Genomic DNA, 24335 nt, shown 5'->3' with positions numbered 1-24335 from the left:
GTCTTGCAGCTGCACGCACCAGACCCCGCTCACCGGCATCGACCCGCACCGTCAGTTTCCTGCGGCCTGATCCAAACGACAGGCCCTAGCCGAGGATCCCCCGGTCGTAGGCCACCGCCACCGCCGCCGCGCGGTCCTTGACGCCGAGCTTGGCGTAGAGGTGGGTGAGGTGGGTCTTCACGGTCGCCTCGCTGATGAACAGTTCGCGGGCGATCTCGCGGTTGGAGGTGCCCTTGGCCACCAGGGCGAGGACCTCGCGTTCGCGGGCGGAGAGCGGCTCGTTGCCGGGGGCCCGGGGTGAGCGGACCGCGCAGACCAGGCGGGAGGCCACCGCCGGGGAGAGGACCGTACGGCCCTCCGAGGCCGCCCGTACCGCGGTGAACAGCTCCTCGCGCGGGGCGTCCTTGAGGAGGTAGCCCGTCGCGCCCGCCTCGATCGCGGGGAGGGTGTCGGAGTCGGTGTCGTAGGTGGTGAGGACCAGGACCTGGGCGCGGGCGCCGGTTCGGCCGAGTTCGCGGATGGCGTCCACTCCCCCGCCGCCAGGCATGCGCAGGTCCATCAGGACCACGTCCGGGTCGAGTCCCGCGGCGAGCGCGACCGCCTCCACGCCGTTCGACGCCTCGCCGAGGACGCGGAAGCCCGGCGCGGACTCGAACATGCCGCGCAGGCCGTCCCGGACGACGGGGTGGTCGTCGACGATCAGCAGGGTGATCGGGGCTTCCCCCGTCGTGGCGTCCTCAGTCATGGCGGACCAACGGTACGCGAGCCGACACCGCCGTACCGTGGCCCGGTTCGGATTCGACGGTGAGGGAGCCGGCGATGCGTTCGGCGCGGGCGCACATGCCGGGCAGGCCGAAACCGCCGGTGCCGCTGCGTGCGGGGACGGCGAGCGGGTCGAAGCCGCTGCCGTCGTCGCGGATGTCGAGGATGACCTCGTCGCCGAGGAAGGACAGGGTGACCCCGACGCGGCGCGCGGCCGCGTGCCGGGAGATGTTGGAGAGCGCCTCCTGGACGATCCGCAACAGCGTCGCCGCGACCTCCTCGTGGAGTTGCTCGGTGGTACCGGTGACCGTGAACTCCGCGCGCACACCCGTCCGTTCGCCCCACTCGGTGACCGTCTTCTTGAGGGCCTCCGGCAGTCCGGCGTCGGCCAGCGCCACGGGGGCGAGGTTGTGCACGGAGCGGCGGGCCTCGCCGAGGCTGTGCCGGGCCAGGTCCGAGGCGCGTTCGAGGTGCGTGCGGGCGGTGGCCAGATCGGAGGCGTTCGCGACGACCTGGAGCTGGGCGATGATCCCGGTCAGGCCCTGGGCGATGGTGTCGTGGATCTCGGCGGCCAGCCGCCGGCGTTCGTCGGCGACGCCCGCTTCCCGCGCCTGGAGGAGGAGTTGGGCGTGAAGGGCGGCGTTCTCGTCGAGGGCCTGCTGCAGAGCCGTGTTGGTGCGTTCGAGTGCGGTGATGGTGACGGCCCGCTCACGGGAACGCTGCTCCTCCTGCCGGCTGATGCGGCCGACCACCGTCAGCAGGCCGAAGTTGGCGGCCAGCAGCACGCCGAACAGCAGCCACTGGACCGGGCCTTCGATCGGCATCCCACCGGACTGCGAGCCCGCCACCACGACGACGGTGGCGAGCAGGCCGAGCCACTGCCGGCGCCGTCCGGCGATCAGTTCGTCGCTGTCGAAGTAGCCGGTGGACGCGTAGAACCCGAAGAACGGGTTCAGCCACGTGAGGACGAAGGAGATCGCCCAGCGCAGGACGTAGTAGACGGTCCCGCGCGGGGACGGGGTCCGCCGGCCGCGGCGGGGCCCGTGCCACAGCTGGAGCAGCACCGCGGCGACGATCAGCGCGCCGCCCGCGTACCACTCGGCCGGCACCATCAGCTCGTGCGAGGCCACCGAGAGAACGGCGGACACGGCGAGCAGCCCGTAGACGCCCCAGGTGTGGAACTGGTTCTGCCGGTGCTCGATCTGATCGTCCGCCGCGGTCATTCCGCCAGTGTGCACGGCTCGCCGCCTACTCCCAGCGGAACCAGCGCGAGGCGCCGACCGTCAGCAGCGCGGTCCAGGCCACCAGTACCCCGAGGTGGCCCCAGCCCGGGCCGTCCCCCGCCGCGGCCCGGTTCAGGGCCTCGGCCGCGGCGCCGAAGGGCGTGAAGCCGACGGAGCGGGCCAGCGCGTCCGGCATGGTCTGCACCGGCATCCACACACCCGCGCAGAACATGGCCGGGAAGAAGACAGCCGACCCGATCGCACCCGCGATCTTCGTCGACCGGGACAGCGCCGAGATCACCGAACCCAGCGCGAGGGCGGCCAGGACGGCCAGGAGCAGGGCGAGGGCGTATCCGAAGCCCTGCCGCGGCAGTCGTACGCCGAAGGCGAGCCGGCCGACCGTCAGGGCGAGCAGCGCCGACACCACGGCGGCCCCTCCGTACAGCAGCATCTGCGCCGACAGCAGGGCGGCGGGCCGGACCGGTGTCGTGGACATCCGGCGCAGGATGCCGCGCTCGCGGTAGCCGGTGAGGGTCTGCGGCATCCCCTGGATCCCGGCCATGATCAGCCCGAGCAGCACGCTCACCGGGACGTACCCGTCGACCGGGCGCAGCCCGCCGAAGTCCGGGTCGGCCTCCCGGAAGGACGGGATCGAGCCGAGGATCACCAGGAGCAGGGTCGGGAAGAGCAGGACCCAGAAGAGGATTCCGGGCTCCCGGCGGAAGAGGCGGATCTCGCTCTTCAGCACGGCGGTGTTGACGAGGGCGGTACTCATGCCGCCGCCTCCTTCGTGAGGTCGAGGAACGCGTCGTCCAGCGTGGCGTCGGTGACCCGGAGCTGGTGGGCCGTTACGTGGGTGCGGGCGAGGAGGGTGATGACGGCGTTGACGGTCTCGTCGGTGCCGGACAGGAGCAGGCGGCCGTCCCTGTGCTCGACCGACGCGAGCGCGGGGAGCGCGTCGAGCTCACGCTCGTCCAAGGGCGCGGACGGAGTGAAGCTGATGACGGTGGAGCCCGCCGAGCGGCGGATCAGACCGGCCGGGCTGTCCAGGGCGGCCACCCGGCCCTTGTCGATCACGGCGATCCGGTCGCACAGCCGCTGCGCCTCCTCCATGAAGTGCGTGACGAGCAGCACGGTCACCCCGTTCGCACGGATGTCCTCGATCAGCTCCCAGGTGTCGCGGCGGGCGCGCGGGTCGAGTCCGGTGGTCAGTTCGTCCAGCACGACGGCTCTCGGGTTGCCCACCAGGGCGAGCGCGATGAACAGCCTTTGCTTCTGGCCGCCGGAGAGTTTGGCGAACCGGGTGCCGAGCTTGGCGGTCAGACCGAGGCGTTCGGCGAGGGGTCGCCAGTCCAGCGGGCTCGGGTAGAAGGCGCTGTACAGCTCCAGCGCCTCGCGGACGGTGAGCTTGGCCTGGAGTTCGCTCTCCTGGAGTTGCGCGCCGAGCACGCGGCGGGTGGCCTCGTGCTCGGTGACGGGGTCGAGCCCGGCGACCCGGACCCGGCCGGAGTCGGGAACGCGCAGCCCCTCGACGCACTCCACGGTGGTGGTCTTCCCCGCGCCGTTCGGGCCGAGGATCCCGAAGATCTCCCCTTCCTCCACGGCGAAGGAGACACCGTCGACGACGGGGCGGCCCGCGTAACTCTTGCGCAGCTCGGTGACTTCGATGACAGGTGCGGTCGGCATACGAAGAAGGGTCCCGGTGAGGCGGAGTCCGGCGCATCGGCCGTCGCGCTCGAACGGACATCAACCGATCGGCTGATGCGGCGGTACGACCCGGGCGGTGACGCCGTAAGGCCCCGCCGGAGGCGCAGACGAACCCGCCGGTTGGCGCCGTCCGGCCCGGCCGGTTGGCGCCGTCCGGCCCGTCGAACATTCCCCCAAGCTCTCGGCTTCGCTCGAGCAGGGAGGTACCCCCAGGTCGTAGGACCAACGACCGATTCCGGTCCGGCGGAAACTCGGTGGGCAGTGTCAGTGGCGATCCGTAGGCTCGCTGCTGATGGCCACGACACCCGCCCCCGCCCAGGACCGTCCGACCGTACGCACGCTGCTGCGCCTGTGGCCGTATGTGCGGCCCGTGCGGGCGCGGCTGTCCAGTGCCGCGTGCGTCGCGATAATCGCCTCCTGCGTGGGCCTGGTCATCCCGCTCGTCCTGAAGTGGATGGTGGACGGACCGATCGCCCACCGCGACCCGGCCGGGGTGTGGCTCGGCGCGCTGTACCTGCTGCTGCTCGGCTTCACGGAGGCCCTGCTGTTCGGGCTGCGGCGGTTGCTGGTCGCCCGTCCACTCTCGCACGTCGAGGCGTCCATGCGGGCGGACCTGTACCGGCACCTCCAGCGGCTGCCGGTGGCCTTCCACGACCGCTGGGCCTCGGGGCAGCTGCTGTCCCGGGCGACGACGGACCTGATGCTGCTGCGTCAATTCCTCGCCTTCCCGCTGACGTTCCTCCTGGTCAACGGGGTGACGATCGTCGTGGGCGTGGTCATCATGCTGCTCCAGGACTGGACCCTCGGGCTGGTCATCCTCGGGCCCGCCATCCCCCTCATGGTCACCTGCATGGTCTTCGAGAAGCGCTACGCCAAGGTCGCCCGGCGTGCGCAGGACCAGGTCGGCGACCTGACGACGGTCGTCGAGGAGAGCGTGCTGGGCATCCGCATCATCAAGGGCTTCGGCCGGCACCGCAGCCAGGCGCGGGCGTTCCGGGACCTGTCGAAGACCCTGCGCGGCACGGAACTGCGCAAGGCGCGGCTGCTGGCGACGATCTGGGGCGTCATCGTGACGCTGCCGGAGGTCGCGATCGGGGCGGCGCTGGTGGTGGGGGTCGTCCAGGTGGCCGACGGTGCCCTGTCGGCGGGGACGCTGGTGGCGTTCCTGTCGACGGCGCTGGCGCTGCGGTGGCCGGTGGAGTCGATCGGGTTCCTGCTGGCGATGAGCCAGGAGGCGGCGACGGCGACGGAGCGGTACTTCGAGGTCATGGACGAGGAGGTGGAGGACGCCACCACCGCACCGGGCACCGGCACCGGCTCGGACTCCGCCACCGGCACCGGGCACGCCGGGGACAGGGGGCTGCGCTTCCACGACGTCCGCTTCCGCTACCCCGACGCTCCGGCCGACGCCCCGCCCGTCCTCCAGCACGTCGACCTGCACATCCGGCCGGGCGAGTCCATGGCCCTGGTCGGCGCCACCGGCAGCGGCAAGACCACCCTCACCGCCCTCATCCCCCGCCTCTACGAGCTGACTTCGGGTCGCATCACGCTCGACGGCGTCGACATCACGGAGCTGTCCAGACAAGCGCTGCGTGCCAAGGTCGCCGTGGCCTTCGAGGAGCCCACGCTGTTCTCGGCCACGGTCGGCGACAACGTTCTCATGGGGGCGGCGGACAGCGCCGGAACAGCCGACCTGGAGCGGGCGCTGGCCGTCGCCCAGGCCGACTTCGTGCACGCCCTGCCCCAGGGGACGGACACCCAGGTGGGCGAGCAGGGCCTCAGCCTCTCCGGTGGCCAGCGCCAGCGCCTCGCGCTCGCCCGGGCCGTCGTCGGGCAGCCGGACTTCCTCGTCCTGGACGACCCGCTGTCGGCCCTGGACGTGCACACCGAGGCCGCCGTCGAGGCCGCCCTCCGGCAGGTCCTCGCGGACACCACCGCCCTGATCGTGGCGCACCGCCCGTCGACCGTGCTGCTCGCCGACCGCGTCGCCCTGCTGTCCGGCGGCCGGATCGCCGCGGTCGGCACCCACCACGAACTGCTGCGTACGAACGCCGAGTACGCGCATCTGATGTCAGGGGAAGAGGAGGGCGCACGATGACGGCGGCCACCAGCGCACCGGCCGGCAACAAACCCGACGACCAACCGGACGGCCGACCCGACGGCCGGACCGACGACCGCCCCCCGGCCACGGGCGACCCCTTCGACCGGGACGTCCTGCCCACCCCGCCGGGCGCCACGGGAACCCTGCTGCGCTCCCTGCTCGCGCCGCTGAAGGCCCGGGTCACGGTCACGACGCTCCTGCTGCTGCTCCAGCAGGCGGTCGTGCAGGCGGGCCCGCTGCTCGTGGCGTACGCCATCGACCGTGCCGTACCGGCGTTCCGGGCGCAGGACCACGGGCCGTTGATCGCGGTGGGCGTCGGCTATCTGGTGTGCGCGCTGGCCGCGGGCGGGCTGCAGTTCGCCTTTGTCGCCGCCGCGGCCCGGGTCAGCCAGGACGTGCTGCTGGACCTGCGCGGCCGGATCTTCCGCCACGCGCAGGCGCTGAGCGTCGACTTCCACGAGCGCTACACCTCGGGCCGGCTCATCTCCCGCTCCACGACCGACGTGGAGTCGCTGCGGGAACTGCTGGACGAGGGCCTCCAGGAACTCGTGACGGTCGTCCTGTCCTTCGTCTACATCTCGGCGATGCTGCTCTGGCTCGACCTGGGCCTCGGGGGCGTGGCGGTGGCGTCCCTCGTGCCGCTCTACGCGCTGGTGCGGTGGTACCAGCGGCGGGCCGGGCGAGTGTACCGGGACCGGTCGAGCGCCATCGCCGCCGTCATCGTCAAGTTCGTCGAGACGATGAACGGCATCCGGCCGGTGCGCGCCTTCCGCCGCGAGGCCGCCAACGACACGGACTTCGGCGCCCTCAACCGGCGGCACGAGCGGACCAACGGGGACGCGCTGCTGGAGATGGCCCGCTACGTCACCGGCTCGCGGCTGGTCGCCAACACGGCGGTCGCGGCGATCGTGCTGTGGGGCGCCTACCGGGTCGCGGACGGCACGCTGGCCCTCGGTGTGCTGGCCGCGGCCGTGCTGTACCTGCGGCGGCTGTACGACCCCATCGACCGGCTCGGGATGTTCCTCAACTCCTACCAGTCGGCGGCGGCCTCCCTGGAGAAGATCGCCGGACTGCTCGCCCAGACCCCCTCGGTCCCCGAGCCGGCCACGCCCCGGCAGCTCCCCCCGCTCGAGAGCGAACACCCCGGCCGCGCGGTGGTCTTCGACGGCGTCCGGTTCGGCTACCGCACCGGCGGCGAGGTGCTGCCCACGTTCGACCTCACCCTCCCCGCCGGACAGACCGTCGCGGTCGTGGGCTCCACGGGCGCCGGCAAGTCGACGCTGGCCAAGCTGCTGGCCCGGTTCTACGACCCCTCCGGCGGCCGGGTGCTGCTGGACGGCGTCGACCTGCGCGACCTCGCCGTGCCCGAGCTGCGGCGCGGGGTGGTCATGGTGACGCAGGAGTCGTTCCTGTTCTCCGGGACGGTCGCCGACAACATCGCGATCGGCCGCCCGGACGCCACCCGCGAGGAGATCGAGCAGGCGGCGAAGGAGATCGGCGCGCACGACTTCATCAGCACCCTGCCCGACGGCTACGACACCGACGTCCGCAAGCGGGGCGGCCGCATCTCCGCCGGGCAGCGGCAACTGGTGGCGTTCGCCCGGGCGTTGCTGGCCGACCCGGCGGTGCTCATCCTCGACGAGGCGACCAGCTCGCTGGACGTCCCCGGCGAGCGTGCGGTGCAACGGGCCATGACGACGGTGCTGAAGGGCCGTACGGCGGTGGTCATCGCGCACCGGCTGTCGACCGTCGAGATCGCGGACCGGGTCCTGGTGATGGAGCACGGACGGATCGTGGAGGACGGCGGACCGGCCGAACTCATCGAGGGCACGGGCAGGTTCGCGGACCTGCACCGAGCGTGGCGGGACAGTCTGGCGTAGGGCGACGGCGGCAGAGGGCGGGCGGATGATCGACGCGTACGAGGACCCCGGCACACCGGACCACCGGGGCGGCGCCCGGTACCTGTGGTGGCTGGTCACCCGGCAGCCGGGGCGGTGCGCCGCGGGGGCGGTGTTCGGCACGGTGTGGATGGTGCTGCTGGCGGCGACGCCGTACCTGATGTCCCTGGCGATCGACGACGGCCTGGAGCCCGGGGACATGAGCGCGCTGACGCTCTGGAGCGGCGCGCTGTTCGCGGTGGGCGCCTTCAACGCCTGGCTGAGCATCATGCGGCACCGCACCATGACCCGGGTCCGCATGGACGCCAACTTCCGGACGGTGAAGGTGGTCGTCGGACAGGCGGTCCGGCTCGGCGCCTCGCTGCGCCGTCAGGCGGGCGCCGGTGAGGTCGTCACGATCGGCGTGGGCGACGTGCAGACGGTCAGCCAGTCGCTGACGGTCGTGGGGCCCGGGATCGGCGCGGTCGTCGGGTACCTGGTGATCGCCGTGCTGCTGGTGTCGGTCTCGGGGGTCGTCGCGCTGGTCGTGCTGCTGGGCATTCCGGTGCTCGCCCTGCTGGTCGGGCCGCTGCTCGGCCGGTTGCAGGGGTCGGAGGCGGAGTACCGCGAGCGGCAGGGGGTGCTGACGGCGCGGATCGGCGACCTCGCCGGCGGCCTGCGGGTCCTCGCCGGCCTGGGCGGCAGGCAACTGGTGGCGGACGCCTTCCGGCGGGACTCGGGGCGGTTGCGTGAGCAGGGGTACCGGGTGGGGGCGGTGACCAGTTGGGTGCAGGCGCTGGGAATCGGACTGCCGAGCCTGTTCCTCGCGGTCGTGACGTGGCTGGCGGCCCGGCTCGCGGCGCAGGGCGACATCACCGTGGGCCAACTGGTGTCCGTCTACGGCTACGTGGCGGTGCTGGTGTGGCCGGTGGCCTTCCTGGTCGAGTGCGGCTACCAGGTCAGCCGGGGCGTGGTGTGCGCACGCCGGGTCGTGCGGTTCCTGCGTCTGGAACCGACGGCCGACTCGGGGACCCTGGACGCCCCGTCCGAGCCGTCTGCCCTGTACGACCCCGAGTCGGGCGTACGCATCCTGCCGGGACGCCTGACGGCCCTGGTGGCGGAGCACCCCTCGGACGCCACGACGGTGGTGGACCGCCTGGGCCGCTACGCCCCGTCGGGCGTGACGTGGGGCGACACCCGCCTGGACGACATCGCCCTGAACCAGGTCCGGGCCCGCATCCTGGTGGCCGACCACGAGGCGGACCTGTTCGCGGGCTCCCTCCAGGACATGATCAGCCCCTCTCCCACACACGCCGAACACTCCGAAGCGGCAACCCGACAGGCACTCCACACAGCTGCCGCGGAAGACATCGTCCAAGCCCTCCCCCAAGGCCTCGACACCCCCATGGACGCCCAGGCCCGCAACCTCAGCGGTGGCCAACGCCAACGCATCCGCCTGGCCAGAGCCCTCCTCACCGACCCGGAGATCCTCCTGGCCGTCGAGCCCACCTCCGCCCTGGACGCCCACACCGAAGCCACCGTCGCCACCAGGCTGAGGAAGGCGAGGGAAGGCCGCACCACGGTCGTGACCACCACCTCCCCCCTCGTCCTGGACCGTACGGACACCGTCCACTACCTCAAGGACGGCAAGGTCGAAGCCACCGGCACCCACCACGAACTGCTCGCCACCACCCCCGGCTACCAGGCCCTCGTCGCGAGGGACACCGAGGAGGCCCTGGGATGAACCGCGCACACCTGCCGGTCGCCGAACGGGCCGACGTCCGGCGCGCCCTGCGCAGTCTCGTCCGGGCCGACGCCCGCGCCTTCGGTGTCGTCCTCGGCCTGAACGCGCTCGCGGCCGCGGCCGGACTGGCCGGGCCGTGGCTGCTGGGCCGGATGATCGACGACGTGCGGGCCGGGCACGGAACGGCGGCCGTGGACCGGCTGGCCCTGCTCCTGCTGCTGTCCGCCCTCGCGCAGGTGCTGCTCGCGCGCTGGGCCCGGTACGTGGGGCACCGCTTCGGGGAGCGGACCCTGGCCCGGGTGCGGGAGCGGTTCGTGGACCGGGCGCTGACACTGCCCGCGTCGGTGGTGGAACGGGCCGGCACCGGTGACCTGACGGCACGCGGCACGGCGGACGTGACGACGGTCGGCAACACCCTGCGGGACGCGGGTCCCGTCCTGCTGGTCAACCTGGTCCAGGCGCTGTTCCTGATCGTCGCGGTGTTCCTGATGGACCCGCTGCTCGGCGCCCTCGCGGTGCTGACGCTGACGCCGATCTGGATCGCGCTGCGCTGGTATCTCCGCCGGGCCCGGGACGGGTACCTCGCCGAGGGCGCCGCCACCTCCGACGTGGCGGAGATCGTGGCGTCGACGGCGGCCGGGGCACGCACGGTGGAGGCCTTCGGGCTCCGGGAGCAGCGCACGGCCGCGAGCCGGGACGCCCTGGAGGCCTCCCGCCGCACCCGCTTCTACACGCTGTTCCTGCGCTCGGTGTTCTTCCCGGTGATGGAGACGTCGTACGTCCTCCCGGTGGCCGGAGTGCTGGTGATCGGCGGCGCACTGCACGCGTCCGGCTCGATGAGCCTCGGAGCGGTGGTGGCGGCGACGCTGTATCTGCACCAGCTGAGCGCGCCCCTGGACGAGGTCCTGGTGCGGATCGAGCAACTCCAGTCCGGCGGCGCCTCCTTCGCCCGGGTGGAAGGGCTCGCCCGGGCCCCGCGAGCCCCCGGTGAGGGCGACTGTCCGGATCCCGACGGCGACCGGATCGACGTCACCGGGGTGCGCTACGCGTACGACGGAGGCGTCGAGGTGCTGCGCGACGTCGATCTGACGGTGCGGCCCGGGGAGCGGCTCGCCCTGGTCGGGCCGTCCGGCGCCGGCAAGACCACGCTGAGCCGGCTGATGGCGGGCATCGATGCGCCGACCGCGGGCTCGGTGACGGTCGGCGGTGTGCCGGTAGTCGGGCTGGGACCGGAGCGATTGCGCCGCCAGGTCGTCCTGGTCACCCAGGAGCACCACGTGTTCCTCGGCTCGGTCCGCGACAACCTGCGGATCGCCGAACCGTCGGCCTCGGACGAGGAGTTGTGGGACGCGCTGGCGGTGGTGGGCGCCGACGCGTGGGTGCGGAAGCTGCCGCAAGGGCTGGACACCCCGCTGGGGCAGGGCGGTTGCCGTACCGACGGTTCGCGGGCCCAGCAACTCGCCCTGGCCCGGGTGGTGCTGGCGGACCCGCACACGCTGATCCTCGACGAGGCGACCGCGTTGCTCGACCCGACGACCGCCCGGCACACCGAGCGGGCCCTGGCCGCCGTCCTCGAAGGGCGCACCGTCATCGCCGTCGCACACCGGCTGCACACCGCGCACGACGCCGACCGCGTGGCGGTGATGGAGGACGGCCGACTGACCGAACTCGGCACGCACGACGAGCTGGTGGCGGCCGACGGTGCCTACGCGGCACTGTGGCACTCCTGGCACGGGGATCTGCCCGAGGACAGCGCAGCGCCCGCCTAGCGGATCCGCCGAGGACGACACGGCGCCCACCTAGCGGATCCGCCCGGGGACAGTGCGGCGCCCACCTGGCAACGTGTCCGTATAGCGAACATGAACTTCCGGACAACGAACCGTTTCCGGCCATACTTTTGACGCGGTCCTGACAGAAAGCGCGCTCCCCTGCCACGCTTCCCACGACTGCTCCACAGGAACCCCACAGCAACACCTCCACCTCCCCAGGCCGGGCGACCCCCGGTCCCGCAGAAGGAGTCAGTGTTGAGAAGCAGTTCCTCACGAAGAGGCACCTCCCACAGACGCACTCCCCACACCCCCCGCCGCACCGCGGCCGTGGCCCTCTTCGGCGTCGCCGCGCTGATGGCCGCCGCCGTCCAGGGCGGCACCGCCGTCGCGGCACCCGAGAAGACGCCGCCGGCCGCCAGCAAGGCGAACCCCGGCTCGGAATCGGTCAAGCTCAGCCCCGCCCAGCGCGCCGAGCTGATCCGCAAGGCCGAGGCGGGCAAGGCGCAGACCGCCCGAGACCTGGGCCTCGGCGCCAAGGAGAAGCTGGTCGTCCGTGACGTCGTGAAGGACGCCGACGGCACGGTCCACACCCGCTACGAGCGCACCTACGACGGCCTGCCCGTCCTCGGCGGCGACCTCGTCGTCAAGGCCGCCAAGTCCGGTGCGACGAAGGCGGTCGTCAAGGCGACCCGCGCCGCCATCAAGCCGGCCACCACCACCGCGGCGGTCTCCGCCGCCAAGGCGCAGAAGCAGGCACTGGCCGCGGCGAAGGCGGACGACACCAAGAGCGCCGACGTCGACAAGGCCCCGCGCAAGGTGATCTGGGCCGCGAGCGGCAAGCCGGTCCTCGCCTACGAGACCGTCGTCGGCGGCCTCCAGAAGGACGGCACCCCGAACGAGCTGCACGTCGTCACCGACGCGGCCACGGGCGCCAAGCTCTACGAGTACCAGGGCATCGAGACCGGCACCGGCAACACCACCTACAGCGGCACGGTGACGCTCGGCACCACGCAGTCGGGGTCGACGTACAACCTCACCGACGGCGCGCGCGGCGGCCACAAGACGTACAACCTCAACCGCGGCACCTCGGGCACCGGCACGCTGTTCTCCGGTCCCGACGACGTGTGGGGCAACGGCAGCCCGTCCAACGCCGAGACGGCGGGCGCGGACGCCCACTACGGCGCCGCGCTGACGTGGGACTACTACAAGAACGTGCACGGCCGTTCGGGCATCAAGGGCGACGGCGTCGGCGCCTACTCCCGGGTCCACTACGGCAACAACTACGTCAACGCCTTCTGGTCCGACAGCTGCTTCTGCATGACCTACGGCGACGGCTCGGGCAACACGCACCCGCTCACGGCCATCGACGTGGCCGGCCACGAGATGACCCACGGCGTCACGTCCAACACCGCGGGCCTCGTCTACAGCGGCGAGTCCGGCGGCCTGAACGAGGCCACCTCCGACATCTTCGGATCGACGGTCGAGTTCTACGCGAACAACTCCTCCGACGTCGGTGACTACCTCATCGGCGAGGAGATCGACATCAACGGCGACGGCTCGCCGCTGCGCTACATGGACAAGCCGAGCAAGGACGGCGCGTCCAAGGACAGCTGGTACTCGGGCATCGGCTCGATCGACGTGCACTACTCGTCGGGCCCCGCGAACCACTTCTTCTACCTGCTCTCCGAGGGCAGTGGCACCAAGACCATCAACGGTGTCACGTACAACTCGCCCACCTCGGACGGCCTTCCGGTCACCGGTATCGGCCGGGACAAGGCGGAGAAGATCTGGTTCCGCGCGCTCACCACGAAGTTCACCTCGAACACCAACTACGCGGGCGCCCGCACCGGCACCCTCGCAGCCACCGGTGAGCTCTACGGCACGGACAGCGCCGAGTACAAGGCGGTCCAGGACGCGTGGGCGGGCATCAGCGTCGGCGAGCGCTCCGGCGGCGGGGGCGGCGGCGGCACGTCCTTCGAGAACACGGCCGACGTGGCGATCCCGGACCGGGGCGCGGCGGTCACCTCCTCGGTCACCGTCTCCGGCCGGACGGGCAACGCGCCGTCCAACCTCCAGGTCGCGGTGGACATCGTCCACACCTACATCGGTGACCTCAAGGTGGAGCTGGTCGCCCCCGACGGCACGGCGTACACGCTGAAGGGGTACGGCACCGGCGGCAGCGCCGACAACATCAACACCACGTACACGGTGAACGCCTCCTCCGAGGTGGCCAACGGCGTGTGGAAGCTGCGGGTGCAGGACAACGCGGCCGCCGACACCGGCTACATCAACAGCTGGAAGCTGACGTTCCCGTAGACCGGTAGATCCGTAGGCCGGTAGATCCGTAGACCGGTAGATCCGCGGGCCCGTAGGGCCTCAGAGTCAGGGCGCCGCCCCGGTGGGTTCGAATCCCCCGGGGCGGCGTCCGTTTCACCTGCCCTCGCGTACATCTGGCCGTCGAGTTCCGGCCAACATCACGCCTCTCTCCTGACATGTACGCGTCTCTAGTGCCACTCTTCCCCCACCCGCACAGCACCGAAGCACTTCCCCCACATCGAGGAGCTCGTGTGTCCACCTCTGTCTACGCGCGTCAAAAGCGCGCCACGCTCGCCATCGCCACCGCCGTCGCCGCCGGCGCCCTGCTCACCACCGGTCTGACCTCCGGCAGCAGCGCCGCCGCGGACTCCGCGAGCAAGCCGGCCCTCGCCGCGGCCCCCGCCCCGCTCTCCGCGCCCGCCCGCACCGCGCTCATCCAGGAGCAGCAGGCGGACGCCACGAAGACGGCCGACGAGATAGGCCTCGGTGCCCAGGAGAAGCTGGTCGTCCGTGACGTCGTGAAGGACGCCGACGGCTCGGTCCACACCCGCTACGAGCGCACCTACGCGGGCCTGCCGGTCCTCGGCGGCGACCTCGTCGTGCACGAGTCGAAGTCCGGCGCGGCCAAGGGCGTCACCAGAGCCACCAAGGCGGCCCTGAAGGTCGCCTCGCTCAAGCCCGAGGTCACCGCCGCCAAGGCGGAGAAGCAGGCCGTGACCCTCGCCAAGGCGGCCGGCTCGGCCAAGACCGAGGCGAGTTCCGCTCCCCGCAAGGTGATCTGGGCCGCCAGCGGCAAGCCGGTCCTCGCCTACGAGACCGTCGTCGGCGGCCTCCAGGAGGACGGCACCCCGAACGAACTGCACGTCGTCACCGACGCCGCCACCGGCAAGAAGCTCTACGAGTACCAGGCCATCGAGACCGGCACCGGCAACACCACCTACAGCGGCCAGGTCACCCTCAGCACCACCAAGTCCGGGTCGACGTACAACCTGACGGACGGCACCCGCGGCGGCCACAAGACGTACAACCTCAACCGCGGCACCTCCGGCACCGGCACCCTCTTCTCCGGCTCCGACGACGTGTGGGGCACCGGCAGCCCGTCCAACGCCGAGACCGCCGCCGCCGACGCCCACTACGGAGCCCAGATCACCTGGGACTTCTACAAGAGCGCCTTCGGCCGCAACGGCATCCGGGGCGACGGCAAGGCCGCCTACTCGCGCGTCCACTACGGCAACAGCTACGTCAACGCCTTCTGGTCCGACAGCTGCTTCTGCATGACCTACGGCGACGGCTCGGGCAACACCAACCCGCTGACCTCGCTCGACGTGGCCGCGCACGAGATGAGCCACGGTCTGACCTCGGCCACGGCGGGCCTGAACTACAGCGGCGAGTCCGGCGGCCTGAACGAGGCCACCAGCGACATCTTCGGCGCGGGCGCCGAGTTCTTCGCGGGCAACTCCTCCGACAAGGGTGACTACCTCATCGGCGAGGAGATCGACATCAACGGCGACGGCTCGCCGCTGCGCTACATGGACAAGCCCAGCAAGGACGGCGCGTCCAAGGACAGCTGGTCCTCCAGCCTCGGCAGCGTGGACGTCCACTACTCCTCCGGTCCCGCCAACCACTTCTTCTACCTGCTGTCCGAGGGCAGCGGCTCGAAGACGATCAACGGCGTGACCTACAACTCGCCCACGTCCAACGGCTCCACGGTCACCGGCATCGGCCGCACCAAGGCGCTGCAGATCTGGTACAAGGCGCTGACGACGTACATGACGTCGACGACCAAGTACGCGCAGGCCCGCACCGCGACCCTGAACGCGGCCTCGGCGCTGTACGGCGCGTCCAGCACCGAGTACAAGGCGGTCGCGTCCGCCTGGTCGGCCGTGAACGTCGGCTGACCGATCCACGCCCCTGGGCGGTACCCGGACCCGAGGCGGGTCCGGGTACCGCCCTACTCTTGGGACCGTGTCTTCTACGGATTCGCAGGACTTCACCTACGCCGATGTCGGCGCCACTCGTGACCAGGGTTTCTGCCCTCCGGGCTTCCACCGCATGAACGTCCGCACCCGCCTCGGCGAGGGCGAGGAGGTCTTCCGACGGGCCTCGGAGGCCGTCCTCACCTGGGAGATGCACCGGTCGATGGGCGTCGGCCTCGACGCGAGCGCGGAGCGAGCCGCCCCCGGCGTCGACGTCACCGTCACCCTCGCCGGCATGATCAAGGCCCCCTGCCGCGTGGTCTGGACGGTCGAGGAACCCCGCCGCGCCGGCTGGGCCTACGGCACGCTGCCCGGCCACCCGGAGACCGGCGAGGAGTCGTTCATCGTGGACCGCACGGGAGACGGCACGGTGTGGCTGACGGTGAACGCCTTCAGCCGGGCCGCCAAATGGTACGCAAAGGCGGGCGGCCCGGCGACCAGGGGTTTCCAGCACGCGTACGCCCGCAGGTGCGGCAGCGTCCTACGGAACCTCGCGACGCAGGGTGGCGAGCCGACCTAGGGGCGTGGGGCCGTATCGATGTGCGGCTCCGCCGCGTCGGCGCGACCGGCCCCCACGCACCCGCACACGGTGAACTACCGCATCAACAGCCCCGCAGCCGCCACCAGCTCCTCGGAAGGCCCGGCCACCAGCCCCAACTCCGCGCTCGAAGCCAACAGCCGATGCGCGGGAAGGATCCGCACCGTGTATCCGAAAGGCCCGGTGCGATCCAGCGACAAGGGCCCCTCGTACACCCAGCGCCCCTCCTGATCGGCGGAGCCCACCGGCTTCAGGGGAACCACCGTCGCGTCACCGATCCGGTCCTCCTCGTCCACCCGACCCGAGACGACCTGCACCTCCACGTCGTCCGGCCCGAGTTCCCCGAGCCCGACCAGCACCCGAAGCCCCAGCGTCGTGCCGAGCTCCGCCAGCGCGGCCACCACGGACGTCTCCACATGGTCGACCGTGACACCCGGCCAGGCCGCCCGCACCCGCCCCTTCCACTCGGCGAGCTCCCGTGCCGACTCCGGCACGAGCGAGCGGTGGGCGAGCGCCGCCGGAGCGTAGAGCCGCTCGACGTACTCGCGGACCATCCGCCCCGCCAGCACCTTCGGCCCGAGCAGGCTCAGCGTGTGCCGGACCATCTCGATCCACCGGTCGGGCAGCCCGCTGCGCCCGCGCTCGTAGAAGCGGGGCGTCACCCGCTGCTCCAGCAGGTCGTACAGCGCCGCGGCCTCTATGTCGTCACGATGATCGGGATCCGTCCCCGCCCCGTCCGCCGTCGGGATGGCCCAGCCGAAGTCCGGCTGGAACCACTCGTCCCACCAGCCGTCGAGGACGGACAGGTTGAGACAGCCGTTGAGCGCGGCCTTCATCCCGGACGTGCCGCAGGCCTCCAGCGGCCTGAGCGGGTTGTTGAGCCAGATGTCGCAGCCGGGGTAGAGCTTCTGCGCCATCGCCATGCCGTAGTCCGGCAGGAACACGATCCGGTGCCGCACCCGCGGGTCGTCCGCGAACCGCACCAGCTCCTGCACCAGCCGCTTCCCGCCGTCGTCCGCGGGGTGCGCCTTGCCCGCCACGACGATCTGGACCGGCCGCTCGGGGTGCAGCAGCAGGTCCATCAGCCGGTCCCGGTCGCGCAGCATCAGCGTCAGGCGCTTGTACGAGGGGACGCGCCGGGCGAAGCCGATGGTGAGGACGTCCGGGTCGAGGACGCCGTCGATCCAGCCCAGCTCGGCCGTGTGTGCGCCGCGCTGCCGCCAGGAGGCCCGCAGCCGCTCGCGCACCTCGGTCACGAGCTGCTCGCGCAGCACCCGCCGGAGGTCGAAGATGTCCTGGTCGGGGAGGTCGGCCACCGTGTCCCAGCGGTCCGAGCCGCCGACGGTCAGCGCCTCCTCGGCGCGCTGGACGCCGATCTGGCGGGCGCCGAGCCGGAACACCTCGGGGGCGACCCAGGTGGGCGCGTGCACCCCGTTGGTCACGGACGTGATCGGCACCTCGTCGGCGTCGAAACCGGGCCACAGGCCGGCGAACATCTCACGGCTGACGTTGCCGTGCAGCAGGGAGACCCCGTTGGCGCGCTGGGCCAGGCGCAGGCCCATCACGGCCATGTTGAAGAGGTTGGGCTCCCCGCCGGGGTAGGTCTCCATGCCGAGCCGCAGGATGCGGTCGACGTCGATGCGGGGCAGCTCGGCGTCGGGGCCGAAGTGGCGGGCGACCAGCTCGCGGTCGAAGCGGTCGATGCCGGCCGGGACGGGCGTGTGGGTGGTGAAGACGGTCCCGGCGCGCACCGACTCCAGCGCGGAGTCGAAGTCCAGCCCGCCGGCGCAGAGCTCGGCGATGCGCTCCAGGCCGAGGAACCCGGCGTGCCCCTCGTTGGTGTGGAACACCTCCGGCGCGGGGTGGCCGGTCAGCCGGCAGTACGTCCGTACCGCCCGGACACCTCCTATGCCGAGGAGCATCTCCTGGAGCAGCCGGTGCTCGCTGCCGCCGCCGTAGAGCCGGTCGGTCACGCCGCGCTCGCCGAGGTCGTTCTCCTCGACGTCGGAGTCCAGCATCAGCAGCGGGACCCGGCCGACCTGCGCGAGCCAGATCCGGGCGTGCAGCTGCCTGCCGCCGGGCAGAGCGAGGGCGACCTGGGCGGGGGTGCCGTCGGGCTCCTCCAGCTGGACGACGGGCAGCTCGTTCGGGTCGAGGACCGGGTAGTGCTCCTGCTGCCAGCCGTCCCGGGAGAGGGTCTGGCGGAAGTAGCCGTGCCGGTAGAGCAGACCGACGCCGATCAGCGGGACGCCGAGGTCGCTGGCCGCCTTGAGGTGGTCGCCGGCCAGGATGCCGAGGCCGCCGGAGTACTGGGGCAGGGCGGCCGTGATGCCGAACTCGGGTGAGAAGTAGGCGATCGCGGCGGGCAGTTCCTCGGGCTGGGTCTGGTACCAGCGCTCGCCGGTCGTGTAGTCGCGCAGATCGCCCGCGACCGCGGCGAGGCGGTCCAGGAACGAGCGGTCCCCGGCGAGCTCCGCCAGCCGCGCGGGCGGCACGCTGCCGAGCAGCCGGACGGGGTCGCCGCCCGAGGCGGCCCACCGCTCGGGGTCGACCGACCGGAACAGGTCACGGGTCTCCGCGTGCCACGACCAGCGCAGGTTGCGGGCCAGATCGCTGAGCGGCCGGAGGGGTTCGGGGAGAACGGGTCGGACGGTGAATCGACGGATCGCCTTCACGGGTTCCACCTCGGCGCGTTCGCTGGATTTCGCAGGGCTTCGACGACGTCTCCTCCGACAGTACCGGCGTCGGCGCCCCCGCCGCTGAGGCTCCGCCACCCGACCCCCGATCGGCCTGAACAGCACCATCCGCGGATATGGCCGATTCCGCACCCATAGGCGTCCTTGTGGTGCTTCACACGCCACGAGAGGCTGCCTCTGGCGTACCGGCCCGCGCCCGCCGCACGCGGCTGCGCGCGGCAGCCGTACGCCGAGTCGAGGAGGGGAACTCGGACCATGGCTCGGACGCGCGAGCGGCGTCTGCGCCGGGCGGGGGGCCTGACGGCGGCGATCTGCGCCGCGGCGTTTTCGGCCACCACCCTGCCCGCGCACGCCGTACCGGAGGGGCGGATACTCGGCGCCGGATCACCCGGCTCCGTGCACGGAAGTTACCTGGTGACACTGAAGGAGGGCACGCGGGCCCGGTCGGCGGCCGGAAAGCACCTCGCCGAAGAGTACGGGGCGGAGATCAGCCACACCTACGGCACGGTCCTGAACGGCTACGCGGTGCGGGCCGGCGGGAGACAGGCCGCGCGGCTGGCCGCCGACCCCCGGGTCGCCTCGGTCGTCCAGGACACCCGCGTGCGGCTCGACGGCGCCCAGAGGAACCCGCCGTCCTGGGGGCTCGACCGGGTCGACCAGCACAAGCCGCCGCTGGACCGGAGCTACACCTGGCCACGGTCGGCCGGCGCGGGGGTGACGGTGTACGTGATCGACACCGGCGTCCGCACCACCCACGAGGACTTCGCCGGCCGGGCGGGCCACGGCTGGGACTTCGTGGGGAACGACCGGGTCGCCTCGGACGCCAACGGCCACGGCACCCACGTCGCCGGCACGGTCGCCGGGACGTCCTTCGGCGTCGCGAAGCGGGCCCGGATCGTCTCCGTGCGCGTTCTCGACGCCGCGGGCGGGGGCACCACGGCCCGGGTGATCGCCGGGATCGACTGGGTGACCCGGCACGCGAGGAAGCCCGCGGTCGCCAACCTCAGCCTGGGCGGCCCGCGCAACGACCGGCTGGACGCCGCCGTGCGCGCCTCGATCGCCTCCGGCGTCACCTACACGGTCGCCGCGGGCAACGACGGCAGGCCGGCCGGCCTGTACTCCCCGGGCGGCGTCAAGCAGGCCGTCACGGTCGGCGCGACCGACCGCGGGGATACAAAACCGGCCTTCTCCAACCACGGTCCGGCCCTCGATCTGTTCGCCCCGGGCGTCGATATCACCTCCGCGTCAGCCGTGAGCGACACGGCGCGGGCCACCTTTTCGGGTACTTCGATGGCGTCCCCGCACGCCGCGGGCGCGGCCGCGCTGTATTTGGCCGATCATCCGAAAGCGACTCCGGCCCAGGTCGGGGCGGTCCTGACCAGCACGGCGGCGGCCGGGAAGGTCTCCGGCCGGGGTATCGGTTCGCCGGACAAATTACTGCGGGTGCCGCGCGCGTAGGGCGAAGGAGCAGCCATGCCAGAGGGCCGGCCTCGTCCGTCGCGGACGCGGCCGGTCTTGTGTGTCGACATACGCGTGAGTAGTTAACAAAGTGCCGGATTGCTCACCCGAATAGGGTGGGAAGGCTCCTGCGGGTACCCCTCTCAGGAGCACCACGCAGGACCCACCTCCCCACAGACATCCGCCTACCCACGTTGACGCGGACAGGAGCGGTCATGCCCGCCAAGCACCATTCGCCAGCACCCCCCAACCGCCGCACCACCGGGGCGCGCGCACCCGGCGGCGAAGCACGCCCCGCGCGCCCGGCCGACGCCGGTCCACCGGCCTCGCCACCACCCCCCGATCACGACGCGACCGCCGTGGGGCGCATACCCGTACTGGACGTCCGCCCGGTGGTCCAGCGGGGCCGCCGGCCGGCCAAGGCCGTCACCGGCGAGACCTTCGAGATCTCGGCGACCGTGTTCCGGGAGGGGCACGACGCGGTGGCCGCCAATGCCGTCCTGAGGGATCCCGAGGGCCGTCCGGGCCCGTGGACGCCGATGCGCGAGCTCGCCCCGGGGACGGACCGGTGGGGTGCGACGGTCACCGCCGGGGAACCCGGCCTGTGGACGTTCACCGTCGAGGCCTGGGGGGACCCGGTCGGTACCTGGCGTCACCACGCCGAGATCAAGATCCCGGCGGGCATGGACACGGACGTCGTCCTGGAGGAGGGCGCGCGTCTGTACGAGCGGGCGGCCGCGGGTGTGCCCGAGGAGGAGGGACTGCGCGACGTGATCCTCACCGCCGTCGACGCCCTGCGGGACGAGGACCGCCCCGCGGCGGCTCGTCTGGCGGCGGCGCTGACGCCGGAGGTGGACGCGGTCCTGGAGCGGCATCCGTTGCGGGACCTGGTCACCAGCAGTGAGCCGCTGCCGCTCCTCGTGGAGCGGGAGCGGGCCCTGTACGGCTCGTGGTACGAGTTCTTCCCGCGCTCGGAGGGCACCCGTGAGCAGCCCCACGGCACCTTCCGCACGGCCGCCCGGCGGTTGCCGGCGATCGCGGCGATGGGGTTCGACGTGGTCTACCTGCCGCCGATCCACCCCATCGGCACGACCTTCCGCAAGGGCAGGAACAACACCCTCTCCCCCGGCCCGGACGATGTCGGTGTGCCGTGGGCGATCGGTTCGCCGGAGGGCGGGCACGACGCCGTGCACCCCGCTCTGGGCAGCCTGGAGGACTTCGTCTGGTTCGTCGGGCGGGCGCGGGAGCTGGGCATGGAGGTGGCGCTGGACTTCGCGCTGCAGTGCTCACCGGACCACCCCTGGGTGCACAAGCACCCGGAGTGGTTCCACCACCGCCCCGACGGCACCATCGCCTACGCGGAGAACCCGCCGAAGAAGTACCAGGACATCTACCCCATCGCCTTCGACGCCGACATGGACGGCCTGGTGGCGGAGACGGTGCGGGTGCTGCGGCACTGGATGGACGCCGGGGTGCGGATCTTCCGGGTGGACAATCCGCACACCAAGCCGGTGGTGTTCTGGGAGCGGGTCATCGGCGAGGTCAACCGCACCGACCCCGATGTGATCTTCCTGGCCGAGGCCTTCACCCGGCCGGCGATGATGCACACCCTGGCCCAGATCGGCTTCCAGCAGTCCTACACCTACTTCACCTGGCGCAACTCCAAAGAGGAGCTGACCGAGTACCTGACGGAGCTGTCGGGTGAGGCCGCCTCCTACATGCGGCCCAACTTCTTCCCCAACACCCCCGACATCCTGCACGCCTACCTCCAGCACGGCGGCCGTCCCGCCTTCGAGGTCCGGGCCGTGCTCGCCGCGACGCTGTCACCGTCCTGGGGCATCTACTCCGGCTACGAACTGTGCGAGAACACCCCGCTGCGCGAGGGCAGCGAGGAGTACCTCGACTCGGAGAAGTACCAGCTCCGCCACCGCGACTGGGCGGCCGCCGAACGCGAGGGCCGCAGCATCGCCCCGCTGCTCACCCGCCTCAACACCATCCGCCGGGAGAACCCCGCCCTCCGGCAGCTGCGCGACCTCCACTTCCACCACGCCGACCAGGAGGCGGTGATCGCCTACTCGAAGCGGAAGGGTTCGAACACGGTTCTGGTGGTCGCCAACCTCGACCCCCACCACACCCAGGAGGCCACGGTCTCGTTGGACATGCCGCAACTCGGCCTGGACTGGCACGAGTCGGTGCCGGTGCGCGACGAGCTCACCGGCGAGACCTACCACTGGGGCAGGGCCAACTATGTGCGCCTCGAACCGGGCCACCGGGCCGCGCACGTCTTCACGGTCCTGCGACCGTCCACCCCGGAGATCGGAGGGTCACCCACAACATGATCGTCAACGAACCCGTTCCGGACACCTTCGAGGACACCCCTGCCAGGGACCGTGACCCGGAGTGGTTCAAGCGTGCCGTCTTCTACGAGGTGCTCGTCCGCTCCTTCCAGGACAGCAACGGCGACGGTGTCGGCGACCTCAAGGGCCTGACCGCGAAACTGGACTACCTCCAGTGGCTCGGCGTCGACTGCCTGTGGCTGCCGCCGTTCTTCAAGTCCCCCCTGCGCGACGGCGGCTACGACGTCTCCGACTACACCGCCGTACTGCCCGAGTTCGGCGACCTGGCCGACTTCGTGGAGTTCGTCGACGCCGCCCACCAGCGCGGCATGCGCGTGATCATCGACTTCGTCATGAACCACACCAGCGACCAGCACCCCTGGTTCCAGGAGTCGCGCAAGGACCCCGACGGTCCCTACGGCGACTACTACGTGTGGGCCGACGACGACAAGCAGTTTCCGGGCGCGCGGATCATCTTCGTCGACACCGAGGCCTCGAACTGGACCTACGACCCGGTCCGCAAGCAGTACTACTGGCATCGCTTCTTCTCCCACCAGCCGGACCTCAACTACGAGAACCCGGCCGTGCAGGAGGAGATGATCTCCGCGCTGAAGTTCTGGCTGGACCTGGGCATCGACGGGTTCCGGCTGGACGCGGTGCCGTACCTGTACCAGCAGGAGGGCACGAACTGCGAGAACCTCCCGGAGACGCACGACTTCCTGAAGCGGGTGCGCAAGGAGATCGACGCGCAGTACCCGGACACCGTGCTGCTGGCCGAGGCCAACCAGTGGCCCGAGGACGTCGTCGACTACTTCGGCGACTACCCGAGCGGTGGCGACGAGTGCCACATGGCGTTCCACTTCCCGGTCATGCCGCGCATCTTCATGGCCGTGCGGCGGGAGTCGCGCTACCCGGTCTCCGAGATCCTGGCCAAGACCCCGGCGATCCCGTCGAACTGCCAGTGGGGCATCTTCCTGCGCAACCACGACGAGCTGACGCTCGAGATGGTCACGGACGAAGAGCGCGACTACATGTGGGCCGAGTACGCCAAGGACCCGCGCATGCGCGCCAACATCGGCATCCGCCGCAGGCTCGCTCCCCTGCTGGACAACGACCGCAACCAGATCGAGCTGTTCACGGCCCTGCTGCTGTCGCTGCCGGGCTCGCCGATCCTGTACTACGGCGACGAGATCGGCATGGGCGACAACATCTGGCTCGGCGACCGGGACGCGGTGCGCACGCCGATGCAGTGGACGCCCGACCGCAACGCGGGGTTCTCCTCGTGCGACCCGGGACGGCTGTTCCTGCCCACGATCATGGACCCGGTCTACGGCTACCAGGTCACGAGCGTCGAGGCGTCCATGGCCTCGCCGTCCTCGCTGCTGCACTGGACCCGCCGCATGATCGAGATCCGCAAGCAGAACCCGGCCTTCGGGCTCGGGTCGTACACCGAGCTGCCCTCGTCCAACCCCGCTGTGCTGGCGTTCCTGCGGGAGTACGAGGACGACCTGGTGCTGTGCGTGAACAACTTCTCGCGGTTCGCGCAGCCCACCGAGCTGGACCTGAGCGCCTTCGAGGGGCGGCACCCGGTGGAGCTGTTCGGCGGGGTGCGCTTCCCGGCCATCGGCGAGCTGCCGTACCTGCTGACCCTCGGGGGCCACGGGTTCTACTGGTTCAGGCTCCGCAAGGAAACCATGTGAGGCCTGAAAAGGCCTGTTGAGGCCTGACCCGCGGGGCGGGCCGCAAACCCCGGCGGCGGGGCGTTTCCTCCGCCCCGCCCGGGGCACGCATCAGTAACACCCGCCCACCCGCGTGAGCCGGAGGGGCGCCGT

Annotated in this window: 15 protein-coding genes; 10 read left to right on the top strand and 5 right to left on the bottom strand. The window is 71.6% G+C overall.

Going from position 1 to position 24335, the window contains the following annotated elements:
• Positions 1 to 85: 85 nt before the first annotated feature.
• The 4 genes from QOL88_RS27545 to QOL88_RS27530 are packed head-to-tail and all read right to left on the bottom strand — an operon-like array spanning position 86 to position 3671.
• Positions 86 to 745, bottom strand: a complete 660-nt coding sequence (locus QOL88_RS27545; protein WP_097220771.1) for a response regulator — start codon at positions 743 to 745, stop codon at positions 86 to 88.
• Entirely contained in the window at positions 738 to 1985 is a 1248-nt protein-coding gene (locus QOL88_RS27540) for a sensor histidine kinase (RefSeq protein ID WP_097220768.1), read from the bottom strand. The genes QOL88_RS27545 and QOL88_RS27540 overlap by 8 nt, the downstream gene beginning before the upstream one ends.
• 25 nt (positions 1986 to 2010) lie before the next feature.
• On the bottom strand, positions 2011 to 2760 hold the full coding sequence (locus QOL88_RS27535) for an ABC transporter permease (protein WP_097220766.1): 750 nt from the start codon (positions 2758 to 2760) through the stop codon (positions 2011 to 2013).
• On the bottom strand, positions 2757 to 3671 hold the full coding sequence (locus QOL88_RS27530) for an ABC transporter ATP-binding protein (RefSeq protein WP_097220764.1): 915 nt from the start codon (positions 3669 to 3671) through the stop codon (positions 2757 to 2759). Before QOL88_RS27530 ends, QOL88_RS27535 begins: the two co-directional genes overlap by 4 nt.
• A gap of 313 nt (positions 3672 to 3984) precedes the next feature.
• Between QOL88_RS27530 and QOL88_RS27525 the strand changes: the two genes are divergently transcribed.
• The 7 genes from QOL88_RS27525 to QOL88_RS27495 all read left to right on the top strand — a co-directional run bounded on the left by QOL88_RS27525 (position 3985) and on the right by QOL88_RS27495 (position 15995).
• A complete protein-coding gene (locus tag QOL88_RS27525; RefSeq protein ID WP_097220761.1) occupies positions 3985 to 5790 on the top strand; it encodes an ABC transporter ATP-binding protein in 1806 nt (601 codons plus the stop codon).
• Entirely contained in the window at positions 5787 to 7673 is a 1887-nt protein-coding gene (locus QOL88_RS27520) for an ABC transporter ATP-binding protein (RefSeq protein WP_097220759.1), read from the top strand. The genes QOL88_RS27525 and QOL88_RS27520 overlap by 4 nt, the downstream gene beginning before the upstream one ends.
• Before the next feature lie 25 nt (positions 7674 to 7698).
• Positions 7699 to 9414 (top strand): ABC transporter ATP-binding protein, encoded by a 1716-nt coding sequence (locus QOL88_RS27515; RefSeq protein WP_097220757.1) that lies wholly within the window; start codon positions 7699 to 7701, stop codon positions 9412 to 9414.
• Positions 9411 to 11183, top strand: a complete 1773-nt coding sequence (locus QOL88_RS27510) for an ABC transporter ATP-binding protein (protein ID WP_097220754.1) — start codon at positions 9411 to 9413, stop codon at positions 11181 to 11183. Before QOL88_RS27515 ends, QOL88_RS27510 begins: the two co-directional genes overlap by 4 nt.
• A gap of 255 nt (positions 11184 to 11438) precedes the next feature.
• Entirely contained in the window at positions 11439 to 13499 is a 2061-nt protein-coding gene (locus tag QOL88_RS27505) for a M4 family metallopeptidase (RefSeq protein WP_097220751.1), read from the top strand.
• A 251-nt stretch (positions 13500 to 13750) separates the two neighbouring features.
• Entirely contained in the window at positions 13751 to 15397 is a 1647-nt protein-coding gene (locus tag QOL88_RS27500) for a M4 family metallopeptidase (RefSeq protein ID WP_097220748.1), read from the top strand.
• 67 nt (positions 15398 to 15464) lie between these two features.
• Entirely contained in the window at positions 15465 to 15995 is a 531-nt protein-coding gene (locus QOL88_RS27495; RefSeq protein WP_097220746.1) for a DUF1990 domain-containing protein, read from the top strand.
• A gap of 74 nt (positions 15996 to 16069) precedes the next feature.
• On the opposite strand, the gene QOL88_RS27490 is transcribed toward QOL88_RS27495, so the two are convergent.
• A complete protein-coding gene (locus QOL88_RS27490; RefSeq protein ID WP_097223208.1) occupies positions 16070 to 18688 on the bottom strand; it encodes a glycosyltransferase family 1 protein in 2619 nt (872 codons plus the stop codon).
• 276 nt (positions 18689 to 18964) lie between these two features.
• Here QOL88_RS27490 and QOL88_RS27485 point away from each other — a divergent pair, with 276 nt between their 5' ends.
• From QOL88_RS27485 to treS, 3 genes are all read left to right on the top strand, one after another.
• Complete coding sequence (locus tag QOL88_RS27485; protein WP_097220743.1) at positions 18965 to 20167, top strand: S8 family peptidase; 1203 nt, start codon at positions 18965 to 18967, stop codon at positions 20165 to 20167.
• Between the two features lie 215 nt (positions 20168 to 20382).
• The gene (locus QOL88_RS27480) at positions 20383 to 22506 is read left to right on the top strand and encodes an alpha-1,4-glucan--maltose-1-phosphate maltosyltransferase (protein WP_179878979.1); all 2124 of its coding nucleotides are present in this window, start codon (positions 20383 to 20385) and stop codon (positions 22504 to 22506) included.
• Positions 22503 to 24203: a maltose alpha-D-glucosyltransferase gene (gene treS, locus QOL88_RS27475; RefSeq protein WP_097220738.1), complete on the top strand. Its 1701-nt coding sequence runs from the start codon at positions 22503 to 22505 to the stop codon at positions 24201 to 24203. The genes QOL88_RS27480 and treS overlap by 4 nt, the downstream gene beginning before the upstream one ends.
• The last annotated feature ends 132 nt before the right edge of the window (positions 24204 to 24335 follow it).

It is taken from the genome of Streptomyces sp. Ag82_O1-12, assembly GCF_900182715.1.
Taxonomy (GTDB): domain Bacteria; phylum Actinomycetota; class Actinomycetes; order Streptomycetales; family Streptomycetaceae; genus Streptomyces; species Streptomyces massasporeus.
The sequence above is the reverse complement of the archived record's forward strand: the minus strand, read 5'-3'. Positions and strand labels throughout refer to the sequence as shown.

Bases quoted from the DNA above. Each gene is read 5' to 3' on its own strand.
- QOL88_RS27545 (WP_097220771.1), bottom strand. From the start codon at position 745: ATGACTGAGGACGCCACGACGGGGGAAGCCCCGATCACCCTGCTGATC.
- QOL88_RS27540 (WP_097220768.1), bottom strand. From the start codon at position 1,985: ATGACCGCGGCGGACGATCAGATCGAGCACCGGCAGAACCAGTTCCAC.
- QOL88_RS27535 (WP_097220766.1), bottom strand. From the start codon at position 2,760: ATGAGTACCGCCCTCGTCAACACCGCCGTGCTGAAGAGCGAGATCCGC.
- QOL88_RS27530 (WP_097220764.1), bottom strand. From the start codon at position 3,671: ATGCCGACCGCACCTGTCATCGAAGTCACCGAGCTGCGCAAGAGTTAC.
- QOL88_RS27525 (WP_097220761.1), top strand. From the start codon at position 3,985: ATGGCCACGACACCCGCCCCCGCCCAGGACCGTCCGACCGTACGCACG.
- QOL88_RS27520 (WP_097220759.1), top strand. From the start codon at position 5,787: ATGACGGCGGCCACCAGCGCACCGGCCGGCAACAAACCCGACGACCAA.
- QOL88_RS27515 (WP_097220757.1), top strand. From the start codon at position 7,699: ATGATCGACGCGTACGAGGACCCCGGCACACCGGACCACCGGGGCGGC.
- QOL88_RS27510 (WP_097220754.1), top strand. From the start codon at position 9,411: ATGAACCGCGCACACCTGCCGGTCGCCGAACGGGCCGACGTCCGGCGC.
- QOL88_RS27485 (WP_097220743.1), top strand. From the start codon at position 18,965: ATGGCTCGGACGCGCGAGCGGCGTCTGCGCCGGGCGGGGGGCCTGACG.
- QOL88_RS27480 (WP_179878979.1), top strand. From the start codon at position 20,383: ATGCCCGCCAAGCACCATTCGCCAGCACCCCCCAACCGCCGCACCACC.
- treS (WP_097220738.1), top strand. From the start codon at position 22,503: ATGATCGTCAACGAACCCGTTCCGGACACCTTCGAGGACACCCCTGCC.